The sequence below is a fragment of the Streptomyces sp. NBC_01549 genome (assembly GCF_026339955.1).
Taxonomy (GTDB): domain Bacteria; phylum Actinomycetota; class Actinomycetes; order Streptomycetales; family Streptomycetaceae; genus Streptomyces.
This window is the reverse complement of sequence record NZ_JAPEPW010000001.1, coordinates 3,960,183-3,979,265: the sequence shown is the minus strand read 5'-3', so window position 1 is coordinate 3,979,265 and position 19,083 is coordinate 3,960,183. Positions and strand designations below refer to the sequence as shown.

16 protein-coding genes and 2 pseudogenes are annotated in these 19,083 nt (G+C 70.4%); 6 read left to right on the top strand and 12 right to left on the bottom strand.

The genetic code is table 11. The features are described from left to right. Positions 1–22: 22 nt before the first annotated feature. A pseudogene (locus OG819_RS17835) lies at positions 23–519 on the bottom strand (CGNR zinc finger domain-containing protein). Positions 520–623: 104 nt separating this feature from the next. Between OG819_RS17835 and OG819_RS17830 the strand changes: the two are divergent. Next, positions 624–983, top strand: coding sequence for a VOC family protein (locus OG819_RS17830; protein WP_266625146.1), 360 nt, complete (start codon positions 624–626; stop codon positions 981–983). Between the two features lie 121 nt (positions 984–1,104). On the opposite strand, the gene OG819_RS17825 is transcribed toward OG819_RS17830, so the two are convergent. Together OG819_RS17825 and purE are read right to left on the bottom strand one after the other, a co-directional pair. Further along, the gene (locus OG819_RS17825; RefSeq protein WP_266650284.1) at positions 1,105–2,313 is read right to left on the bottom strand and encodes a dipeptidase; all 1,209 of its coding nucleotides are present in this window, start codon (positions 2,311–2,313) and stop codon (positions 1,105–1,107) included. Between the two features lie 5 nt (positions 2,314–2,318). After that, positions 2,319–2,849, bottom strand: coding sequence for a 5-(carboxyamino)imidazole ribonucleotide mutase (gene purE / locus OG819_RS17820; protein WP_266625148.1), 531 nt, complete (start codon positions 2,847–2,849; stop codon positions 2,319–2,321). Between the two features lie 152 nt (positions 2,850–3,001). On the opposite strand from purE, the pseudogene OG819_RS17815 reads away from it, so the two are divergent. Next, positions 3,002–4,150 (top strand): annotated as a pseudogene (locus OG819_RS17815) (RNA-guided endonuclease InsQ/TnpB family protein); the annotation flags it as partial. Positions 4,151–4,229: 79 nt separating this feature from the next. Here the strand turns inward: OG819_RS17815 and OG819_RS17810 are convergent. After that, entirely contained in the window at positions 4,230–5,369 is a 1,140-nt protein-coding gene (locus OG819_RS17810) for a 5-(carboxyamino)imidazole ribonucleotide synthase (protein WP_266652725.1), read from the bottom strand. A gap of 228 nt (positions 5,370–5,597) precedes the next feature. Here OG819_RS17810 and OG819_RS17805 point away from each other — a divergent pair, with 228 nt between their 5' ends. Beyond that, positions 5,598–6,149 (top strand): GtrA family protein, encoded by a 552-nt coding sequence (locus OG819_RS17805; RefSeq protein WP_266625152.1) that lies wholly within the window; start codon positions 5,598–5,600, stop codon positions 6,147–6,149. 63 nt (positions 6,150–6,212) lie between these two features. Here OG819_RS17805 and OG819_RS17800 read toward each other — a convergent pair whose 3' ends face one another. Beyond that, complete coding sequence (locus tag OG819_RS17800) at positions 6,213–7,490, bottom strand: ATP-binding protein (RefSeq protein ID WP_266413357.1); 1,278 nt, start codon at positions 7,488–7,490, stop codon at positions 6,213–6,215. Positions 7,491–7,768: 278 nt separating this feature from the next. Further along, positions 7,769–8,446: a response regulator transcription factor gene (locus OG819_RS17795; RefSeq protein WP_266413355.1), complete on the bottom strand. Its 678-nt coding sequence runs from the start codon at positions 8,444–8,446 to the stop codon at positions 7,769–7,771. Positions 8,447–8,937: 491 nt separating this feature from the next. On the opposite strand from OG819_RS17795, the gene OG819_RS17790 reads away from it, so the two are divergent. Beyond that, positions 8,938–10,434 (top strand): oligopeptide:H+ symporter, encoded by a 1,497-nt coding sequence (locus OG819_RS17790; protein ID WP_266413353.1) that lies wholly within the window; start codon positions 8,938–8,940, stop codon positions 10,432–10,434. A gap of 144 nt (positions 10,435–10,578) precedes the next feature. On the opposite strand, the gene OG819_RS17785 is transcribed toward OG819_RS17790, so the two are convergent. The 6 genes from OG819_RS17785 to OG819_RS17760 all read right to left on the bottom strand — a co-directional run bounded on the left by OG819_RS17785 (position 10,579) and on the right by OG819_RS17760 (position 16,158). Next, positions 10,579–11,850, bottom strand: coding sequence for a hypothetical protein (locus OG819_RS17785; RefSeq protein ID WP_266652723.1), 1,272 nt, complete (start codon positions 11,848–11,850; stop codon positions 10,579–10,581). A gap of 59 nt (positions 11,851–11,909) precedes the next feature. Next, a complete protein-coding gene (locus OG819_RS17780; protein ID WP_266652721.1) occupies positions 11,910–13,034 on the bottom strand; it encodes a hypothetical protein in 1,125 nt (374 codons plus the stop codon). Between the two features lie 26 nt (positions 13,035–13,060). Next, the gene (locus OG819_RS17775; RefSeq protein ID WP_266650282.1) at positions 13,061–14,017 is read right to left on the bottom strand and encodes a hypothetical protein; all 957 of its coding nucleotides are present in this window, start codon (positions 14,015–14,017) and stop codon (positions 13,061–13,063) included. A 45-nt stretch (positions 14,018–14,062) separates the two neighbouring features. Further along, positions 14,063–14,821 carry an LPXTG cell wall anchor domain-containing protein gene (locus OG819_RS17770; protein ID WP_266650280.1) on the bottom strand — a complete coding sequence of 253 codons (759 nt, stop codon included), beginning with the start codon at positions 14,819–14,821 and terminating at the stop codon, positions 14,063–14,065. A gap of 168 nt (positions 14,822–14,989) precedes the next feature. Continuing rightward, positions 14,990–15,505, bottom strand: coding sequence for an ATP-binding protein (locus OG819_RS17765; RefSeq protein WP_266650279.1), 516 nt, complete (start codon positions 15,503–15,505; stop codon positions 14,990–14,992). 284 nt (positions 15,506–15,789) lie between these two features. Then, a complete protein-coding gene (locus OG819_RS17760) occupies positions 15,790–16,158 on the bottom strand; it encodes an STAS domain-containing protein (RefSeq protein ID WP_266650277.1) in 369 nt (122 codons plus the stop codon). 250 nt (positions 16,159–16,408) lie between these two features. On the opposite strand from OG819_RS17760, the gene OG819_RS17755 reads away from it, so the two are divergent. Both OG819_RS17755 and OG819_RS17750 read left to right on the top strand, forming a co-directional pair. Beyond that, complete coding sequence (locus OG819_RS17755; protein WP_266421671.1) at positions 16,409–17,317, top strand: RNA polymerase sigma factor SigF; 909 nt, start codon at positions 16,409–16,411, stop codon at positions 17,315–17,317. 241 nt (positions 17,318–17,558) lie between these two features. Continuing rightward, positions 17,559–19,076 carry an RICIN domain-containing protein gene (locus OG819_RS17750; protein WP_266650275.1) on the top strand — a complete coding sequence of 506 codons (1,518 nt, stop codon included), beginning with the start codon at positions 17,559–17,561 and terminating at the stop codon, positions 19,074–19,076. The last annotated feature ends 7 nt before the right edge of the window (positions 19,077–19,083 follow it).

Here is a 19,083-nt window from a genome sequence, read left to right as displayed (position 1 = left end):
CCACTTTGTATTAACGGACGGCCTACTTCGCGCGGTACCGGCGCATCTTCGCGCGCGCCCCGCAGACCGACATCGAGCACCAGCGGCCGCGGCCCGCCGGGGAGCGGTCGAAGTACGCCCAGTGGCAGGTCGGTGCCTCACAGGCCTTCAGCCGCAGCCAGGTGCCCTCCACGAGCGCCTCCGCGACGGCGGCCGCGACACGCGACGCGAGTGAGGCGGCCGCGGGGACGAGCCGCGCCCCGCCGTCGTGCTCGTCGACCGTCACGTGCAGCGGGGCCCGGGCCAGCAGCTCGCCGAGGGGGTCACCGCGCGGTGCGCCGGGTGGCCCGCGTGCGCCAGACAGGCCGCGCGCAACGCCTCACGCAGCTCGCGGGCCGCCTCGGCCTCGCCCTCCGCGAGGCCGAAGGGCGCCCGGCCCTCGGCGGTGTCCAGCGAGTCCGCGCCCGACTCGATGTCCAGGGTGTTCACCAGCGACTGGATCAGAGCCAGACCGCCGGGTGCGGGCGCACGGTCATTCATGGTTGCGACGTTACCTCCTATGAGGGAGCATGCAGTAACCGTTACCTCTTGAAGAGGTATAGAGGTAACTCGTCGGTGTCGTTGGTAACCCCTCGGAGGAAGTCATGGCTCTCGCCAAGCTGGGTGTCGTCGTCCTGGACTGTCCCGACCCGCGCGCCCTTGCCGGGTTCTACGCCGAGGTGCTCGGCGGCACGGTCGAGGGGGACGGGGACTGGGTCGACCTGAAGGTGTCCGAGGGGCCCTCGCTGGCCTTCCAGGCCGCCCCCGGCCACGTGCCGCCGCGGTGGCCCGCGCCCGACGGCTCGCAGCAGTTCCATCTGGACCTGACCGTCGACGACCTGGACGCTGCCGAGAAGGGCGTCCTGGCGCTCGGCGCACGGGCGCTCGACGCCGAGGACCGCTCACGCACCTGGCGTGTGTACGCCGACCCGGCGGGGCACCCGTTCTGCCTCTGCGCCTGCTGACCGCGCCTGCTGACCGAGGACGGGTCGTCCTGCGGGCCTCCCGAGCGGACGGCACGGGGCCGTCCGCCGCGGGGAGCCGGCCTCCCGGGACCGGACCACGCACAGGATGCGGGGCGGCGTCTCAGCCGTCCAGCTGTTCCAGCGTCGCGTTGGACGGGCCGCGGGTGGCCCGGAGGTCGCGGGCCACGTCCTCGGCCGCGCCCAGGACCCGTACCGCGTTCTGCCAGGTCAGCTTGGCGAGGTCGGTCTTCGACCAGCCGCGGTCCAGCAGCTCGGCGATCAGGTTCGGGTAACCGGACACGTCATCGAGGCCGTCGGGGGTGAACGCCGTGCCGTCGTAGTCGCCGCCGATGCCGAGGTGGTCGACGCCGGCGACCTCGCGCATGTGGTCGAGGTGGTCCGCCACCGTCGACACCGTGGCGACGGGGCGCGGGTGGGACTCCTCGAAGGCGCGGTGGACCTTCATGCCCTCGGGGGTGGTGTCGAGGTGGTGGAAGCCGTTCGCGCGCATGTTGTCGTCGGCCGCGGCCGTCCAGTCGACCGCCGCCTGAAGGACGAACTTCGGCACGAACGTCACCATCGCCACTCCCCCGTTGGCGGGCAGCCGCTCCAGGACGTCGTCCGGGATGTTGCGCGGGTGGTCGCACACCGCGCGCGAGGAGGAGTGGGAGAAGATCACCGGCGCGACGCTCGTGTCGAGCGCGTCCCGCATGGTCGTCGCCGCGACGTGCGAGAGGTCGACGAGCATGCCCTCGCGGTTCATCTCCCGCACGACCTCACGGCCGAAGGCCGACAGACCGCCGACGGCCGGCACGTCGGTCGCCGAGTCCGCCCAGGCGATGTTGTCGTTGTGGGTGAGGGTCATGTAGCGCACGCCCAGCGCATACAACCCCCGCAGCGCGGCGAGGGAGTTGTCGATGGAGTGGCCGCCCTCCGCGCCCATCAGGGAGGCGATACGGCCCTGCGTCCGCGCCGCCTCCATGTCGGCGGCCGTCAGCGCGGCCCGCAGGTCGGAGGGGTGGCGGTCGATCAACTGCCGTACGCAGTCGATCTGTTCCAGTGTCGCGGTGACCGCGCCGGGCAGGTCCGAGCGGACGTACACCGACCAGAACTGCGCGCCGACACCGCCCGCGCGCAGCCGCGCCAGGTCGGTGTGCAGGTGGGCGCTCTGGTCGGTGGCGATGTCGCGGGCACCGAGGTCGTAGCGGACCTGTTCGCGCAGCGCCCAGGGAAGGTCGTTGTGGCCGTCGACGACGGGGAAGTCGGCGAGCAGCGCGCAGGCCTCGCCGAGGGACGACGTGGACGTGGCGGACGACGTGGGGGAGGCCATGGGCGTCACTTCCCCGAGCCGAAGCCGAAGCCGCCGCCCGCGCCGTCGACCTTGGCGCGCAGCCGCTTGCCCTTCTCGGTGGCCTGGTCGTTCAGCTCCTGCTGGAACTCCCGCATCCGGGTGAGGAGTTCCTCGTCGTGCGCGGCGAGCATCCGGGCGGCCAGCAGGCCCGCGTTGCGCGCGCCGCCGACGGAGACGGTCGCGACCGGGACACCGGCCGGCATCTGCACGATCGACAGCAGCGAGTCCATGCCGTCGAGGTACTTCAGCGGGACCGGCACGCCGATGACGGGCAGCGGGGTCACCGACGCGAGCATGCCGGGCAGATGGGCGGCGCCGCCCGCGCCGGCGATGATCGCCTTGAGCCCGCGCTCCGCGGCCTGCTCGCCGTACGCGATCATCTCGCGGGGCATGCGGTGTGCGGAGACGACATCCACCTCGTAGGGGATCTCGAACTCGTCCAGCGCCTGCGCGGCCGCTTCCATGACGGGCCAGTCGGAGTCCGACCCCATGACAATGCCAATTACTGGGCTCATCTCAATCTCCTTGCGCACCTCTTCAGCTCCGGCCGAGAGGACTGGGTTGATGTCCCGCCCGCGGTGCGGGAGCGGTTCGTTTTCTTTGTTCCGCGCGGCAAGATTCCCAGACTGCCGGACGAGCTCACATCGAAAGCACTAGCGTGTGAGCCATGGGGGCCAAATGCGTGAAGCGGGCGTTCAAGTACCGCTTCTATCCGACCGCGCAGCAGGCAGCCGAACTGTCGCGCACCTTCGGCTGCGTACGCAGGGTCTACAACATGGCGCTTGACGCCCGCTCTCGGGCGTGGACGCTGGAACACCGCCGGGTCTCCTACGTGGAGACCTCGGCCATGCTCACGGAATGGAAGAAGACCGAGGAGCATGGCTTCTTGGGAGAGGTGTCGTCGGTGCCGTTGCAGCAGTCGCTTCGGCATCTGCAGACTGCGTACACGGCGTTCTTCGACAAGCGAGCCCGACACCCCCGATTCAAATCGAAGAAGAGGTCGAAAGACTCTGCCGAGTACACGCGCTCCGCCTTCCGGTTCTCGGGCGGAGAGCTCGTCCTGGCGAAGATGCGCGATCCGCTGGCGATCGTGTGGTCGCGTCCTCTCCCCGAAGAAGCCGAGCCATCCACGGTCACGGTGTCTCGGGACAGGGCAGGCCGCTGGTTCGTATCCCTCCTGGTCGAGGCCTCCGTCGCCCCTGCCCCCACCACGGACACGGTGGTGGGCCTCGACGCGGGCATTACCAGCCTGGTCACGCTGTCCACCGGGGAGAAGATCACCAATCCCAAGTTCGAGAGAAAGGACCGTGCCCGGCTCGGCAAGGCCCAGCGGGAACTCTCGCGCAAACGGCAGGGGTCGAGGAACTGGGAGAAGGCCCGCGTCAGGGTGGCGCGCATCCACGCGCGGATCGCCGATCGGCGCCGGGACTTTCTCCACAAGCTGACCACTCGACTCGTTCGCGAAAACCAAGCGATCGTGATCGAGGATCTGACCGTCCGCAGCCTGCTCGGCAACCGCACCCTCGCACGTGCGATCTCCGACGCCTCGTGGACGGAACTGCACTCCTAGCTGGAGTACAAGTGCGCCTGGTACGGACGCGAGATGATTGCGATCGACCGCTTCTTCCCGTCGAGCAAGACCTGCTCCACGTGCGGCCTGATCCGTGCCAAGCTGCCCCTGAACGTCAGGGCTTGGACATGTGAGGGCTGCGGCACCCGGCACGATCGGGACCACAACGCCGCGAAGACCATTCTGGCCGCCGGGCTGGCGGTGTCGGCCTGTGGAGCCGGTGTAAGACCCCAACGGAGCACCTCCGGGCGGGCAGTCGGCAGTGAAGCAGGAAACGTCAAGGCGCGAGCCGTGGCAGTCCCCTCCCCGCGGGGAGGGGACGAGGTCAATCGGTGATCGTGCCTCTCAGGTAACCGGCTGCGTGGCGGGCGCGCTCGATGACGTCGTCCAGGTCCTCGCCGTAGGTGTTGACGTGGCCGACCTTGCGGCCGGGCTTCACGTCCTTGCCGTACATGTGGATCTTCAGCTGGGGGTCGCGGGCCATGCAGTGCAGGTACGCGGAGTACATGTCCGGGTAGTCGCCGCCCAGGACGTTGACCATGACCGTCCACTTGGCGCGCGGGCGCGGGTCGCCCAGGGGCAGGTCCAGGACCGCGCGGACGTGGTTGGCGAACTGGGAGGTGATCGCGCCGTCCTGGGTCCAGTGGCCCGAGTTGTGCGGGCGCATGGCCAGTTCGTTGACGAGGATGCGTCCGTCGTGGGTCTCGAAGAGCTCGACGGCCAGGTGACCGACGACACCGAGTTCCTTGGCGATGCGCAGCGCGAGCTCCTCGGCCTGCAGGGCCAGCTCGTCCGCTATGCCGGGCGCGGGGGCGATCACCGTGTCGCAGACGCCGTTGACCTGCTGGGACTCGACCACGGGGTAGGCGACCGCCTGGCCGTGCGGGGAGCGGACGACGTTCGCGGCGAGCTCCCGTACGAAGTCGACCTTCTCCTCGGCGAGGACGGGCACGCCGGCCCGGAAGGGCTCGGCCGCCTCCTCGATCGACCGGACGAACCAGACGCCCTTGCCGTCGTAGCCGCCGCGGACCGTCTTGAGGATGATCGGGAAGCCGTCACCCTCGACCCCTTCGGCGAGGCCTTCCGCCGCGAACGCGGCCACGTCCTCGACGTCGGTCACGATCCGGTGCCGCGGGCACGGCACGCCGATCTCGTCGAGCTTCGCGCGCATCACGCCCTTGTCCTGGGCGTGCACGAGCGCGTCCGGGCCGGGGCGGACGGGGATGCCGTCCGCCTCCAGGGCACGCAGATGCTCGGTGGGTACGTGTTCGTGATCGAAGGTGATCACGTCGCAGCCCCGCGCGAACTCACGCAGCGTGTCGAGGTCGCGGTAGTCGCCGATGACGACATCGCCGACGACCTGCGCCGCGGAGTCCTGAGGGGTGTCACTGAGGAGCTTGAACTTGATGCCGAGCGGGATGCCCGCCTCGTGTGTCATACGAGCGAGCTGACCCCCGCCGACCATGCCGACTACCGGGAACGTCACGCCCCAAGGGTATCGGTCGCGCCATGCGGGCCGGTTTCCGCGCCTGGGATCCCGGCCGCGGTCCCGGCTGCGGCCCGCTTTTTCCTCGCTGTGACACGCTCTTTCCGGTCCCGTGAGGCCGTCCACAGGCACGAGGGCGGCCCGCTGGTTAGAGTGGCTGGGTTGAATTTTTCGACCGATGTCCGACCTACGGGGGCTGGCGACACCATGGGCAGTGCTTCTTCGGGGCTTCGCGTACGGCCCCGCAGCGCGGTTCGCCGCCGGTTCGACCAGTTGTTCCGGGAGATCGCGAAGTTCGGGGCGGTCGGCGGAGCGGGGCTTCTCGTCAACCTGGTGACGTTCAACCTGGTGCGTCACGTGACCGGGCTGCAGGTCGTACGGGCCAGTGTCATCGCCACGATCGTCGCAATCGTCTTCAACTACATCGGGTTCCGTTACTTCACGTACCGGGACCGCGACCGGGGCGGCCGCACCAGGGAGATGGGCCTCTTCGTGCTGTTCAGCGCGGTGGGGCTGGTCATCGAGAACGGTGTGCTGTACGTGGCGACGTACGGGTTCGGCTGGGACAGCTCGCTGCAGAGCAACGTCTTCAAGTTCCTCGGCATCGGCATCGCGACGCTGTTCCGGTTCTGGTCGTACCGCACCTGGGTGTTCCGTACGGTGCCGGACGAGGCGCGTGAGGTCGTGGTGAGCGCGGAGGCGCTCCTCGACGAGGAGCCAGAGCCCCGACGGTCCCGCGCACGGGCCCGGGCGAACTGAGCCGTCCAGGGCCGGTCCAGGGCTGCCTGACCGTCCAGGGCTATCTGACCTGACCGTCCACGGCTATCTGACCGTTCGCTCCTCGTCCTCCACCAGCGGTGGCCTCTTCAGCGGTGTGCGGGAGAGGAACAGGCCGAACACCGGCGGCTGCGCCTGGAGCATCTCCAGGCGGCCCCCGTCCGCCTCCGCGAGGTCGCGCGCGACCGCGAGGCCGATCCCCGTGGAGTTGCGGCCGCTGATCGTGCGCTCGAAGATGCGGGCGCCCAGGTCGGTGGGGACGCCCGGGCCCTCGTCCGTGACCTCCACGACGGCCTGGTTGCCCGTGACGCGGGTGCGCAGGGCGACCGTGCCGCCCCCGTGCATGAGCGAGTTCTCGATGAGCGCGGCCAGCACCTGGGCGACCGCGCCCGGAGTGCCGACGGCCTGCAGATGCCGCTTGCCCGAGCTGACGATGGCGCGGCCCGCGCTGCGATAGGCCGGGCGCCACTCCTCCAGCTGCTGCTTGATGACCTCGTCGAGGTAGAAGGAGACGGCGGAGCCGGTACGGGGGTCGCGGGCGTTGGTGAGCAGCCGCTCCACCACGTCCGTGAGGCGCTCGACCTGTGTCAGCGCGATCGTCGCCTCCTCCTTCACGTTGTCCAGGTCATCCGTGAGGGTGATTTCCTCCAGGCGCATGGAGAGGGCCGTGAGCGGCGTACGGAGCTGGTGGGAGGCGTCCGCGGCGAGCCGGCGCTCGGCGGTGAGCATCCGTGCGATCCGCTCCGCGCTGCTGTCCAGGACGTCCGCGACACGGTCCAGCTCCGGGACGCCGTAGCGCTTGTGGCGTGGGCGGGGGTCGCCGGAGCCGAGCCGCTCCGCGGTCTCCGCGAGGTCGGTGAGCGGGGAGGCGAGGCGGTTGGCCTGGCGTACGGCCAGCAGGACCGCGGCGACGATCGCGAGCAGCGCGACCGCGGCGATGATCAGGAGGGTGCGGCCGACCTCGCGCGTCACGGCCGAGCGGGGCTCCTGGACGGTGATCGTCTCGCCCTCCTCGCCCTTGGCCGTGGAGTGGATGACGTCACCGCTGGGCTGGATGCCGAGCTCGACGGGGGCCTGGCCGGGGATGCGGATCACGGCGTACCGGTCCTCCGCGACCTGGTTCTTGAGGATCTCCGCGTTGATGTGCTCGTCGCCGAGGATGCGGCTGTCGACGATGCTGGCCAGGCGCAGGGCCTCGGAGTCCACGCGTTCCTGGGCGCTGTTGCTGATCGTGCGGGTCTCGACGATCACGAGGGAGACGCCGAAGACGGCGATCACGACGAGCACGACGGCGAGCGTGGACTGGATGAGACGGCGACGCACGGGGTCCTCCGGGCGGGTGGCTGTACGTGGACCAGTGTGCCTTGACGCTGCGCTGGGCGGGGGCGGGCATTCGGGTGCCGCCGGGGTTCTTCAGCCGCGGGTGGGTGGGGTGCGGGTGGGGTCGTTACCCTGTCTGCGGGCCGGTGGGGGCTGGGCGCGCCCACGCGGCGGAGCCGCATATGTGACGGCCCCGCGCCCCTCAGGGCGGGGCTTCGCCCCGATCACCCGGCTGTCAGCCCCTGAAGACTCCCAGCCCCGCCACCTACCCCCGCGGGGCCTCAGCTCTTCTCGAAGCGGAAGCCGACTCCTCGTACCGTCGCGATGTAGCGGGGATTCGCCGCGTCGTCGCCGAGCTTCTTGCGGAGCCAGGAGATGTGCATGTCGAGGGTCTTGGTGGACGACCACCACGTGGTGTCCCAGACCTCGCGCATCAGCTGGTCACGCGTGACGACCCGGCCGGCGTCCCGGACGAGAACCCGCAGCAGGTCGAACTCCTTCGCCGTGAGCTGGAGTTCCTCGTCGCCCATCCACGCCCGGTGGGACTCGACGTCGATGCGCACCCCGTGCGTGGCGGGCGCCTGCTGCGGCTCCGCGGCGCCGCGCCGCAGGAGGGCCCGGACACGGGCGAGGAGTTCGGCAAGGCGGAAGGGCTTGGTGACGTAGTCGTCGGCGCCCGCGTCGAGACCGACGACGGTGTCCACCTCGTCGGCACGCGCGGTCAGGATGAGGATGGGGACGGTGTGGCCTTCGGCACGGAGTCGGCGGGCCACTTCGAGGCCGTCCATACCGGGCAGGCCCAGGTCCAGGACGACCAGGTCGACGCCGCCCTGCATTCCGGCGTCGAGTGCGGTGGGTCCGTCCTCGCGCACTTCGACCTCGTAACCCTCCCGGCGCAGGGCGCGGGCCAATGGCTCCGAGATGGACGCGTCGTCCTCGGCGAGCAGTACACGGGTCATGGGGTGATGGTAGTCCGCCTCGGACAGCGCCTGTGGTGTGATCGCCAACCGTAATTCTTACCTGGGGCTGTACCGTTGCTCGCCTGCGGCTGTGGGAAGCGATCTTGCCTGACGCCTTCGAATAGGTGTCCGTGGTTCCATTATTACCTGTGATTCATGTCTCAAGTCCTTCCATATGCCACATTGAGATGTCGTATGGTGACCAGACGCCTGTAGCACCAGTAGGGGACCTTTGGCGCGTACTTGACGCTGAAGGTCTCTTTCATGTGCGGGCTGGTGTTCTCCAGCCCCGAAAGGAATGACCTGTGGCCGGGCCCGAGCGCGTGATTGCGTGACGGGCGTGGATCCCGGTGGTCGCCGTCCACCGCTTCGCAACCCGGAGCGGACTCCCCGTGGGCGTGGGGAAGGACGGTCCAACCCCGCCGGTGCCGGCCGCCCCCCACCGGGCGCGTGACGCTCAAGCAGCGCGTCCCGACCAGCAAGGAACGACCATGGCGTCCAGCCTGACGAAGGACTCGGCGACTCCGGGCACCCCCGGTTCCGAGAGGACCTTCTTCGGCCACCCCCGCGGACTGGCCACCCTCTTCATGACCGAGATGTGGGAGCGATTCTCCTACTACGGCATGAAGGCTCTGCTCCCGCTGTACCTGGTGGCACCGGGCGGCCTGCACCTGAGCGCGGCGACCGCGACCGCGATCTACTCGGTGTACCTGTCGCTCGTGTACCTGCTCGCCCTGCCGGGCGGCTGGTTCGCCGACCGCGTCCTCGGCCCCCGCAAGACGGTCGCCGTCGCGGGCGTCATCATCATGCTGGGCCACCTCACGTTGGCCCTGCCGTCGTCCGGCACGTTCTACGGCGGCCTCGGGCTCGTCGCGATCGGTTCCGGTCTGCTGAAGGCCAACATCTCCACGATGGTCGGCCACCTCTACGACGGCCCGGACGACCCGCGCCGTGACGGTGGCTTCACACTCTTCTACATCGGCATCAACCTCGGTGCGTTCGCCGCTCCGCTGGTCATCGGCACCGTCGGTGAGAACGTCAACTGGCACCTGGGCTTCGCGCTCGCCGCGCTCGGCATGGCGCTGGGTCTGACCCAGTACCTGCTCGGCGGCCGTCACCTGAACCCGCGCTCGCACGAGATCCCCACGCCGCTGTCGGCCGAGGAGAAGGCCGCGACGCTGCGCAAGTCCGCGCTGTGGGCGGCCGTCGCGGTGGTCTTCTACTGCGTCGTCGGCTTCTCGGGTCACTACACCCTGAACTGGCTGCTGGTCCCGATCACCATCGCCGGTCTGATCATCCCGGTCCTGGTCATCGCCCGTATCAAGCGGGACAAGGACCTCGACCGCGCCGAGCAGTCGAAGATGTCCGCGTACATCTGGTTCTTCGTCGCCGCGGCCGTCTTCTGGATGATCTACGACCAGGGCGGCTCGACCATGTCGATCTTCGCCGACTCCTCCGCCGAGAACACGATCTTCGGCTGGGAGTTCCCGGTCTCCTGGTACCAGTCCGTCAACCCGGTCATGATCATGGCGCTCGCGCCGGTGTTCGCCTGGGCGTGGCTGGCGCTGAACAAGCGCGGCAAGGAGCCGAGCACGGCCACCAAGTTCGCGTCGGGTCTGATCCTGATCGGTGCGTCGTTCTTCCTGTTCCTGGCTCCGCTGACGATCGCCGAGGGCGGTCACAAGGCGGCCGCGATGTGGCTGGTCGCGATCTACTTCGTGCAGACCGTCGGTGAGCTGACGCTCTCCCCGGTCGGCCTCTCCGTCACCACGAAGATGGCTCCCGCGAAGTACGCCTCCCAGATGATGGGTGTCTGGTTCCTGGCCGTCACCGCCGGTGACGCCACGACGGGCCTGCTGTCCATCGCCAACGTCGACCTCAACAAGACGGGCATCGTCGCCCTGGAGGCCACGCTCGCCGTGATCGCCGGTGTCGCGGTGTGGATGTACCGCAAGAAGGTCAAGGTCCTGATGGGCGACGTCCACTGACGCACGCCGCCACGTAGGTACTGTTTTCCGTACCCCGAAGGGCCGCCGCACCAAGTGGTGCGACGGCCCTTCGGGTTTTCACCGACACCGCCGGTACTGGGGGAACGCCGGTGATCATCCTGCAAGCCCTGACCCGCCTCCGCCTCAGCGCAGGCGCTTGCGCGGCATGAACGTGAAGATCGCTCCGCCCAGCAGGATCACCGTCCCCGCGACCAGGCCCAGTGCCCTGAGCATGCCGTGGTCGGCGGCGCCCGTCTGAGCGAGGCCGCCGCTGGCGGACGTACCGCCCGAAGAACTGCCCGAGGAGCCGGAGCTGCCCGAGGAGTCGCCGCCCGACGCGCCGCCCGCCTGTTGTGTGGTGTCCAGGGTCAGGGAGACCTCGGACTTCGTCGGGGTGCAGGTCGTCGTCGTACCGAGCGCCTTGACCGTCAGCACGCCCGGGGAGAGCGTCGACTGACCGCTGGCGCCCGGCTTGTACGTGCCCGTGAGGTCGGGGATCTCGATCGGGTCGCCCGCCTTGAACGCCTTGGAGTTGGTCGGCCCCTCGACATGGACCGTGCCCTTGTCCGAGCCGCCCAGGACCACCTCCATCGACGGCTGGACCGAGTCCGCGGGGATGTCGACAGGGCTGTCCATCACGGACTTCTTGAACTGGACGGTGAGGTCGAAACTCCCGCCGTTCTTCTTGGCGTCGATCTGCACGGGAGAGGTGGCGCTCTTGTCCCCGATGGGCGTCTTGCACGCGTAGGGGACGGAGACTTCCTTGCCCGTGAACTCGGTCTGACCACTGTCACTGGGGCTTGCCGACGACGATCCGGTGGGCTGCGTCGACGGTGTGGTGGAGGGAGTGGTCGAAGGAGTCGTCGAGGGTGTGGTGGAAGGTGTCGTCGTCGAGGTGGGCGAAGGTGTCGTCGACGACTCCGTCACCTGGATCGTCGCCGCCGGCTCCACCGTCTGGGTTGGTGCGCACTTCGTGTCCGTGGAGAAGGCGTTGATGCTGTACGCGTCCGGCGTCAGCGTCACCTCACCCGCCGCTGTCAGCTTCAGCGTGCCCTTCATGTCGGAGAGCACCATCGCCCCGCCCTTGGGAATGGCCGGGTTCTCCCGGGGTCCCTGCATCGCGAGGTCGGCGGTCTGCGCACCGGCCGCCTTGAGGGTGCCGCTCGGCTGGACCGAGTCGGCCGGGAGGTCGATGAGGTCGGGGTTCTTCGAGGCGGCCTGGGTGAACTTCCAGACCACCGTGACCTCGTCGCCCACGCTCGCCGTCGCGGGCGCGGTGATCTCCACCTTGGTGGTGCCCTCGACCGGGTCCAGACCGGAGGCCGCGGGCGGAACGCATCTGGTCGCGTAGGACACCTCGGCGGCCTGGGCGGGGCCCGCGGCCACGCCCACCAGAATGCCCGCGCCGCCGAGCATCAGCGCGACCCCGGCCACGCTCGTTCTGCAGCCTCCGGGCACAACTCTCCGTCGCCTGTTCACGTGTTCCCCTTCGTCGTCGGACCGGTGTCTTGCGGTGCGGAGAGCTGACCGTTCGCCGCGGTCCCCGGAACGTTGTCCGGGGTGAACCACGGCAGGGTCGGGGTCGTAGCGGTCCCGGATGCCACGGGCGTGGAGGCGGACGCGCTCACTCCGGGCGCACGGGACGGGCTCGCCTTGGCCATACGGAACGGGGCCGGCCTGGGCACGCGGGAGGCGAGTTCGGGCAGGCGCAGGCTCCGGTGCCGGCCCGCGCGCCCCGCCGACCTGCGCGGACGCACCCGGTCCACCACGGCCATCCCGATCCGGAACACCGCGGCCGGCACCACCACGCCGAGCAGGATCCAGAAGAGGGTCACCCCCCAGGGGCGGCCCACCCCCCAGGGCTGCTCGGCGAGGACCTTCCCGCCGTACCGCAGCGAGACCGTGTAGTCGCCGTGCGCCCCGGCCGCGAGCTCGACCGGGAGCTCGATCCGCGCCTTCTTGCCGGGTGCGATCGTGCCGCGCCAGTCCTGGTCCTCCCACTGCGGCGCGAACACGCCGTGGGAGGTGCCGATCTGGAAGACGGGGTTCTTGACGGAGGCGGTGCCGACGTTGCCGACGGTGAAGACGAGCCGGCGGTCCGGCGGCGCGCCGAACCAGGTCAGCAGCCCGCTCGACCCGTCGAGACGGGTGTCGGTGAGCACCGAGAGCCGCCCGCCGCCCGCCTCCTTCGGCAGTGGTTCGACCGAGTGCCCGGCGACCATGAAGATCGCGTCGGCCTCCGCCTTCTCCCCCGTGACCGTGGCGACGTGCACCACGCACGGGCACGGCTTGGGCGGCTCGGTGACCGGCAGTTCCTTGCTGAAGTGGCCCTGCGCGTCGGTGGTGACGGCCCGGCCGTCGGCGTTGGCGCAGGAGTTGGTGCCGCCGATCACCCCGCGGGACGGCACGGCCTGCCCGCAGATCAGCATCATCAGCAGGGTTTTCGGCCGCCATCCGTTGCCGGTCACGGTGATCGAACCGCCCGTTCCCGCCTCGGACTTGGACAGGGTCACGCCGGGCTTCCCGGCCGCGGACGCCGAGGACACCGGGCCCACCAGCGGGGCCAGGACGAGCGCGAACGCCGCCACCAGCGCCGACATCCGCGCCTTGCCGCTCAGGACTGCGCTCACGACACCGCTCCCGTCCACTCGACTTCCGTACGCGGCCGTTCGCTCGCCCCGTCGTCCGGCGTACGACGCCTGTGCCGTCGTACGCCCCACAAGGCGCCCAGCGCCGCGAGCCCCGCCCCGGCGGCCGCCGCGAGCGCGCCCCACGGCACGAACCGCACCGACGCGGACGTCGTGTCGTGCGCCCCGCCCGCCGCCGTCACCGTCAGCCGTACGTCGACCGCGTCCAGCGCCGGGGGGTCGTGCCAGGGCTCGGTGAGCGTGACGCGGCGGCCGGGCAGCAGGTCGAGGGGCAGGGTGCGCGGAGCGCGGTCCAGGGCCCGGCCGAGGACGCCGTCGGCGCGTACCGCGAGCTTCGGGATGAGCACGGTGTTGCCACGGTTGACCAGCTCGTACGAGATGCGCCCGCCGTGCACGGCCACGTGCTCGACCGTGAGCGCCGACACCGCCGGACCGCCGACCCGCAGCTGGACCCGGACCGCCGAGGACCGGCCGCCGGCGCCCGCGACGATCGCGCCGGGGTGGTCGCCGGGCGTCGCGCCCGCCGGGACGCTCACGGTGAACGGCACGTCGGCCCGGGTGTGCGCGGGCACCCGCAGCGAGAGCGTGCGCACCGGGATCCGGCGGCCGCCCCGGTCCCCGGCGAACGCGATCCACGCGCCCGTGTCCGTGGACTTCCCGGTGGCGCGCACGGTGAGGCCGCCGTTCGCGGTGTTGTCGGCGTCCGCGCCGCGCAGCCGCACGGTCACGGGCCGCGCGCCCGGGTTGAGCAGGGACACGGAGTCCTGCAGGACCGTGCCGGGCGTGCCCTCCGCGTAGACGTACGGCCGCCCGTCCGGCGTGCTCGCGGACGGCGCGAGGGACCAGCCGTCGTCGGCCACGGCCACGGCCACCGGGGTGGCGGCGGCCGACAGCAGCACGGCGACGGCACAGCGGAGGACGGGGGCGTACGGCATCGGCGGCTCCTGCTGGTCGTACCGTCGTACGGAGGCGTGGCGCCCTCAGCGGCGGGTCGTCTGATGCCTGCGGGTCAGCCACAGCGTGCCCGCCGCGCCCGCGAGCAGCACCGTGCCGCCGAGCGTGCCGAGGGCGATCGCCGAGTCGGCGGGGCCGGTCTGCGGGAGCTGGCCGCCGGAGTCGGTGCCGGTCGAACCTGTCGAGCCCGTCGAACCGCCCGAGCTGCTGGATCCGCCCGAGCTGCTGGATCCGCTGGATCCCGAACCGTCGCTCGCCGCCGTGACGTCGAGGGTCAGCGACGGCCCGGGGTTGTTCGTGGGGGTGCACGTGGTCGTCGTGCCGAGCGCCTTGATCGTGAGCACGCCCGCGGTGAAGGTGACCTTGCCGGTCTTCTTCGGCGTGTACGTACCCGACAAGTCACTGATTTTGATGGGGGTGTTGGCGGGGATCGCGGCCGCGTTCGCGGGGCCGCTCACGGCCACCGTGCCACTGTCCGCGCCGCCCACCTTGATCACGGCACTCGGGCTCATCGCGCCCTTGCCAAGCTCCACCGGGCTGGAGGAGACGCCCTTCTGCCAGGACATGGTGAGCTTGTAGTCGCTGCCACTCTTGACGCTCTTGATGTCGATGGGCGAGACGGCGCTCTTGTCGCCGATCGGCGTCTTGCACTGGTAGTTGACGTTCACCACGTCGGCCTCGGCGACGGGGGCGGCCATCAGCACCGCCGAGCCGGCCAGGGCCGCGGCGAACGCGAGCGCGGCGGTTCGTTTCTGGTACGTCCGGTACGACACCTCGGGCCTCATTCCTGACGGAACATCAGATCGGCCGTCAAGGTACGCCCGGTCCCTCGTAGAGGGAAGACAAAGTGCGCGCCGGATCCGAGGAGATCCGGCGCGCGTTCGGCGACGTACGAAGGGGGGTTCGAACCGCGGGTAACCCAAGGTGGGAGTTGCACCCGGGGTCGGGTGGCCCTACGCGGGTGCCCCGAGTTCCGCCCACACCGTCTTGCCCGCGACCCCCGGAGTACGCGCGACTCCCCAGTCCAGGCACAGCCGCTGCACGATGAACATGCCGTGGCCACCGGGGCGGCCGGCGCGGTGCGGGGTGCGCGGGGCGGGCTGGCCCGCGCCACGGTCGGAGACCTCGACGCGCAGCACCTTGTTGTCGCAGGAGATCCGGAGCTCGTCCGGGCCCTCGGCATGCAGACAGGCGTTGGTGACGAGTTCGGAGACGACCAGCAGGACGTCCTCGGCGGCGGCCCGCTGGTCGGCGCTCGCGGCGGGCAGCCAGCCCCACGCGTGCAGCGCCTGGCGGGCGAAGTCGCGGGCGAGCGGCACGACGCCGCTCTCGCCGTCGAGGCTCAGTCTGCGGGCCTGACGCCCCCCGGACGGAGCGGCCAGGCCACCGCCCCCAGGTGCCCCGGAAGCGCCGCCGTCGCCCGACTCCGGGCCGCGGTCGCCCGGCGAGTAGGGCCGGGTGGTGCTCATCAGCGCTTCACCTCACCGATTCACCAGTTTTACGATTCAAGACTCAGTACTCAGCATGTGGTACGCGGGGCGGGTGCTTCCGCACTCAGGGCGTTCCAGACGAATATCCACGACGATTGCCTACGACGTTCCCACCGATTGTTGCCGACATAGTCAGGATGTCTCCTGCCCGACCGATCCGCCGGAACACCCCCTTTGTTCGACGGGGATGGTGTGACCCTGGCGACGCCGTGAACGCAGGGGGGACTCCGGGGCACGCCGAGGCCGGGCCCCGACCGCCCCGCCTAGTCGGCCAGGGCCGCATCGAGCGTCGAGTGCACGGTGAAGACGGCGTCCGCCCCGGTGATCTCGAAGACCCGGGCGACCACCGGCAGCATCCCCGCCAGATGGACTCCGCCGCCCGCGGCCTCGGCCTTCAGCCGGGCACCCAGCAGCACGTTCAGCCCGGTGGAGTCGCAGAACTCCAGTCGCGAGCAGTCCACGACCAGGCGGGAGTGCCCCTTGTCAAGGCAGTCCTCGAGTGGCTCGCGCAACAAATCAGCCGTGTGGTGATCCAACTCACCCGCGGGGGTCACGACGGCGCTTGAGCCCTCTTCCCGCACCTCGACTAGAAGCCGGCCCGACTGTGCGCTGCCGACCGTCTGGCGGTCCATGCCGTCTCTCTCCCGAGCGTCGCGACTGCTGATGTACGCACTCGAACACTACGCCTTCCACACGATCCCCAACACCCGAACAACCCCCCGAAAATGGACATTTCGCCACGCAACGCACTTGCGGGAGGCGCGCGAAAGCGGGTAGGGCTAGTAGAGACACCTATTCGACACGACCGGCTTCGGAGGCGCCGCACACCGCAGTGCACGCATTGGCATCGGCGGCCATATGCCGAGAACGATGGAGGACACCATGTCACCCCGGCTCGACGCATCGCAGACCCAGACGGCGACGTCGACACCTTCTCTGGAACGCCCGGAGCGTCTCGACGAAACCGGAACCAGCGGACTCGACGGGCTCGACGGACTTCCCGAGATCCCCCCGTACGACGAGGTGGGACCGGTGGACGCACGGGCCCTGTCCAAGACCCTCTTCGAGCGGCTGGAGTCCCTCGAAGAAGGCACCCACGACTACTCGTACGTGCGCAACACGCTGGTCGAGCTCAACCTCGCGCTGGTCAAGTTCGCCGCCTCCCGCTTCCGCTCCCGCAGCGAGCCGATGGAGGACATCATCCAGGTCGGCACGATCGGCCTGATCAAGGCGATCGACCGCTTCGAACTGAGCCGCGGCGTCGAATTCCCCACCTTCGCGATGCCGACCATCATCGGCGAGATCAAGCGCTTCTTCCGCGACACCTCCTGGTCCGTGCGCGTACCGCGCCGACTTCAGGAACTCCGTCTCGACCTGGCCAAGGCGGGCGACGAACTCGCCCAGCAGCTCGACCGGGCGCCCACGGTGGGCGAGTTGGCGCTGCGCCTGGGCATCACCAACGACGAGGTCGTCGAGGGCATGGCCGCCTCGAACGCCTACACGGCCAGTTCGCTGGACGCCCAGCCCGAGGAGGACGACTCCGAAGGCGCGCTCGCGGACCGCATCGGCTACGAGGACCACGGCCTCGAGGGCATCGAGTACGTGGAGTCCCTCAAGCCCCTGATCGCCGAACTCCCCTCGCGCGACCGGCAGATCCTCTCGCTGCGCTTCGTCGCCAACATGACGCAGTCCGAGATCGGTGACGAGCTCGGGATCTCGCAGATGCATGTGTCGCGGCTGCTGTCGCGGACGCTGGTGCGCCTGCGGAAGGGACTGACGGTCGAGGAGTGACGCTCCCCGCCTCCTACGGCACCTCTTTTCCAGCTGAGAGCGTTCCGGTTCTTCCGGCTGAGAGCGGTCCGGTTTTCCCTGCTGAGAGCGGTTCGGCGCCGATGGCGCCGGACCGCTTTTTCTCTCGACACCGTCCTCCCTCTTTCCTCAAAGGGCCATCCCCGTCACTATGAGCACTCCAAACTGGCTGGTATGTCAGGACGGGAGCGAGTGACCGCACGGGGTGCAAGGAGGCCGACACATGGCTCAGGTCGACGCGGGCGCGTCCGACGCGCGGCTCACCGAGCTGCTGGGCGCCGACACCCCCAGCGCGTATCCGGCCCTCCAGGAACTCCGCGAGCGGCACCGCCCGTCCGTCCTCGCCTACGCCCGCCTGTGCACCCGTAGCGAGTCGGCGGCGCGGCAGCTCGCGGCGCAGGCGTTCACCCTGGCGGCCCAGGAGACGGCGCGCGGCTCGGACCCGAGCGTTCCCTGGCGGCACCGACTCCTGCTGCTGGCGGGGCGGGTGGCCGCCTCGTGGGCCAGGGACGAACGGGCCGCCGGTCTCGACCCCGGTCTGCTCCTCGTGCTGAGCACGGCGGGCCCCGGCGGCCCGGTGCCGCCCATGCTCGCCCCGTTCCGGTCCCTCCCGTCCCGCACCCAGGGGCTGCTCTGGTACGGGGTCGTGGACGAGGAGCCCGCCGACCGGGCGGCCGTCCTGCTCGGCCTCACCCATGAGGACGTGACGTACGGCGTGCAGCCCGCGCTGCAGGCCCTGGGCCAGGCCTGCCTGAAGTCCCGGCTCGCCGCCTCCGACGACCCGCGCTGCGGGGACTTCCGGCGGCTGATCGAGGAGTCGCTGCGGCCGGACAACCCCCGTTCCAGCCCCGACCTGCACGCCCACATGGCGCACTGCGCGCACTGCACGACGGCGTACGAGGAGCTGTCCGCCCTGCGCGACCATCCGCGCGGCGCCCTGGCCGAGGGACTGCTGCCGTGGGCGGGCACGGCGTACGTCATGAGCGAGACGGGCGAGCCCCGGCCCGGCGTCCCCGCCTCGTCGGGGCCCTGGCCGCCGTCCCGCCGTCTCGTCGTGACCTCGGCGGCGGCCCTCGGTGTCGCTCTGGTACCGCTGCTGTTCGTCGTGCTGTCGTCGGGCCGCTCGCCGTCCCAGGACACGGCGGGCTCGGTCACCACCCCGTCGGTCGTGCCGCGGGTGACGGTGACGGCGACCGTCTCGGCGACCCCCTCGCCCCCGGCCCCGCGGCCCTCCGCGACCAGCGAGTCCCCTTCCCCGAATTCCCCGAAGCCGAGCCCCTCCCCGTCGAGATCGGCCAGTCCGAGGCCGTCCCCCACGCCCACCCCGACCTACCCGCCGGGCGGCAGCTACGCCCAGGTGGTGAACATCGCCTCGGGCCTGTGCCTGGACATCCGCGACGGCGATCTGACCCAGGGCACGGACGTCGTCACGGCCCCCTGCACCTCGGCCCGCACCCAGCGGTGGCGGGTCGACTCCGGGCGCGGCGTCCTGCAGTCGTACGCCGACTCCGACCTCTGTCTGGACAGTCGCGGCTCCGTGGACAACGGCGTCGGGATCTGGGACTGCGGCTCGATCGACGGCAGCCACGGCCAGAACCTGAGGTTCACCGTGGACGACGACGGTGTGATCCGCCCGTCCATCGCCGTCGAGACCGCGATCACGCCGAGCGGCGGGGACGGCCTGTCCCTGCTGCCGCTGAACGGGGGCGCGAGCCAGCGGTGGCGGGCCGGAGCCTCATAGGCCCCGG

Excerpts from the sequence above, each read along its gene's own strand:
- OG819_RS17830 (WP_266625146.1), top strand. The coding sequence starts at position 624 with ATGGCTCTCGCCAAGCTGGGTGTCGTCGTCCTGGACTGTCCCGACCCG.
- OG819_RS17760 (WP_266650277.1), bottom strand. The coding sequence starts at position 16,158 with ATGGACCGCCAGACGGTCGGCAGCGCACAGTCGGGCCGGCTTCTAGTC.
- purE (WP_266625148.1), bottom strand. The coding sequence starts at position 2,849 with ATGAGCCCAGTAATTGGCATTGTCATGGGGTCGGACTCCGACTGGCCC.
- OG819_RS17770 (WP_266650280.1), bottom strand. The coding sequence starts at position 14,821 with ATGAGGCCCGAGGTGTCGTACCGGACGTACCAGAAACGAACCGCCGCG.
- OG819_RS17775 (WP_266650282.1), bottom strand. The coding sequence starts at position 14,017 with ATGCCGTACGCCCCCGTCCTCCGCTGTGCCGTCGCCGTGCTGCTGTCG.
- OG819_RS17805 (WP_266625152.1), top strand. The coding sequence starts at position 5,598 with ATGGGCAGTGCTTCTTCGGGGCTTCGCGTACGGCCCCGCAGCGCGGTT.
- OG819_RS17810 (WP_266652725.1), bottom strand. The coding sequence starts at position 5,369 with ATGGTCGGCGGGGGTCAGCTCGCTCGTATGACACACGAGGCGGGCATC.
- OG819_RS17825 (WP_266650284.1), bottom strand. The coding sequence starts at position 2,313 with ATGGCCTCCCCCACGTCGTCCGCCACGTCCACGTCGTCCCTCGGCGAG.
- OG819_RS17790 (WP_266413353.1), top strand. The coding sequence starts at position 8,938 with ATGGCGTCCAGCCTGACGAAGGACTCGGCGACTCCGGGCACCCCCGGT.
- OG819_RS17780 (WP_266652721.1), bottom strand. The coding sequence starts at position 13,034 with ATGTCGGCGCTGGTGGCGGCGTTCGCGCTCGTCCTGGCCCCGCTGGTG.
- OG819_RS17750 (WP_266650275.1), top strand. The coding sequence starts at position 17,559 with ATGGCTCAGGTCGACGCGGGCGCGTCCGACGCGCGGCTCACCGAGCTG.
- OG819_RS17765 (WP_266650279.1), bottom strand. The coding sequence starts at position 15,505 with ATGAGCACCACCCGGCCCTACTCGCCGGGCGACCGCGGCCCGGAGTCG.
- OG819_RS17795 (WP_266413355.1), bottom strand. The coding sequence starts at position 8,446 with ATGACCCGTGTACTGCTCGCCGAGGACGACGCGTCCATCTCGGAGCCA.
- OG819_RS17785 (WP_266652723.1), bottom strand. The coding sequence starts at position 11,850 with ATGCTCGGCGGCGCGGGCATTCTGGTGGGCGTGGCCGCGGGCCCCGCC.
- OG819_RS17755 (WP_266421671.1), top strand. The coding sequence starts at position 16,409 with ATGTCACCCCGGCTCGACGCATCGCAGACCCAGACGGCGACGTCGACA.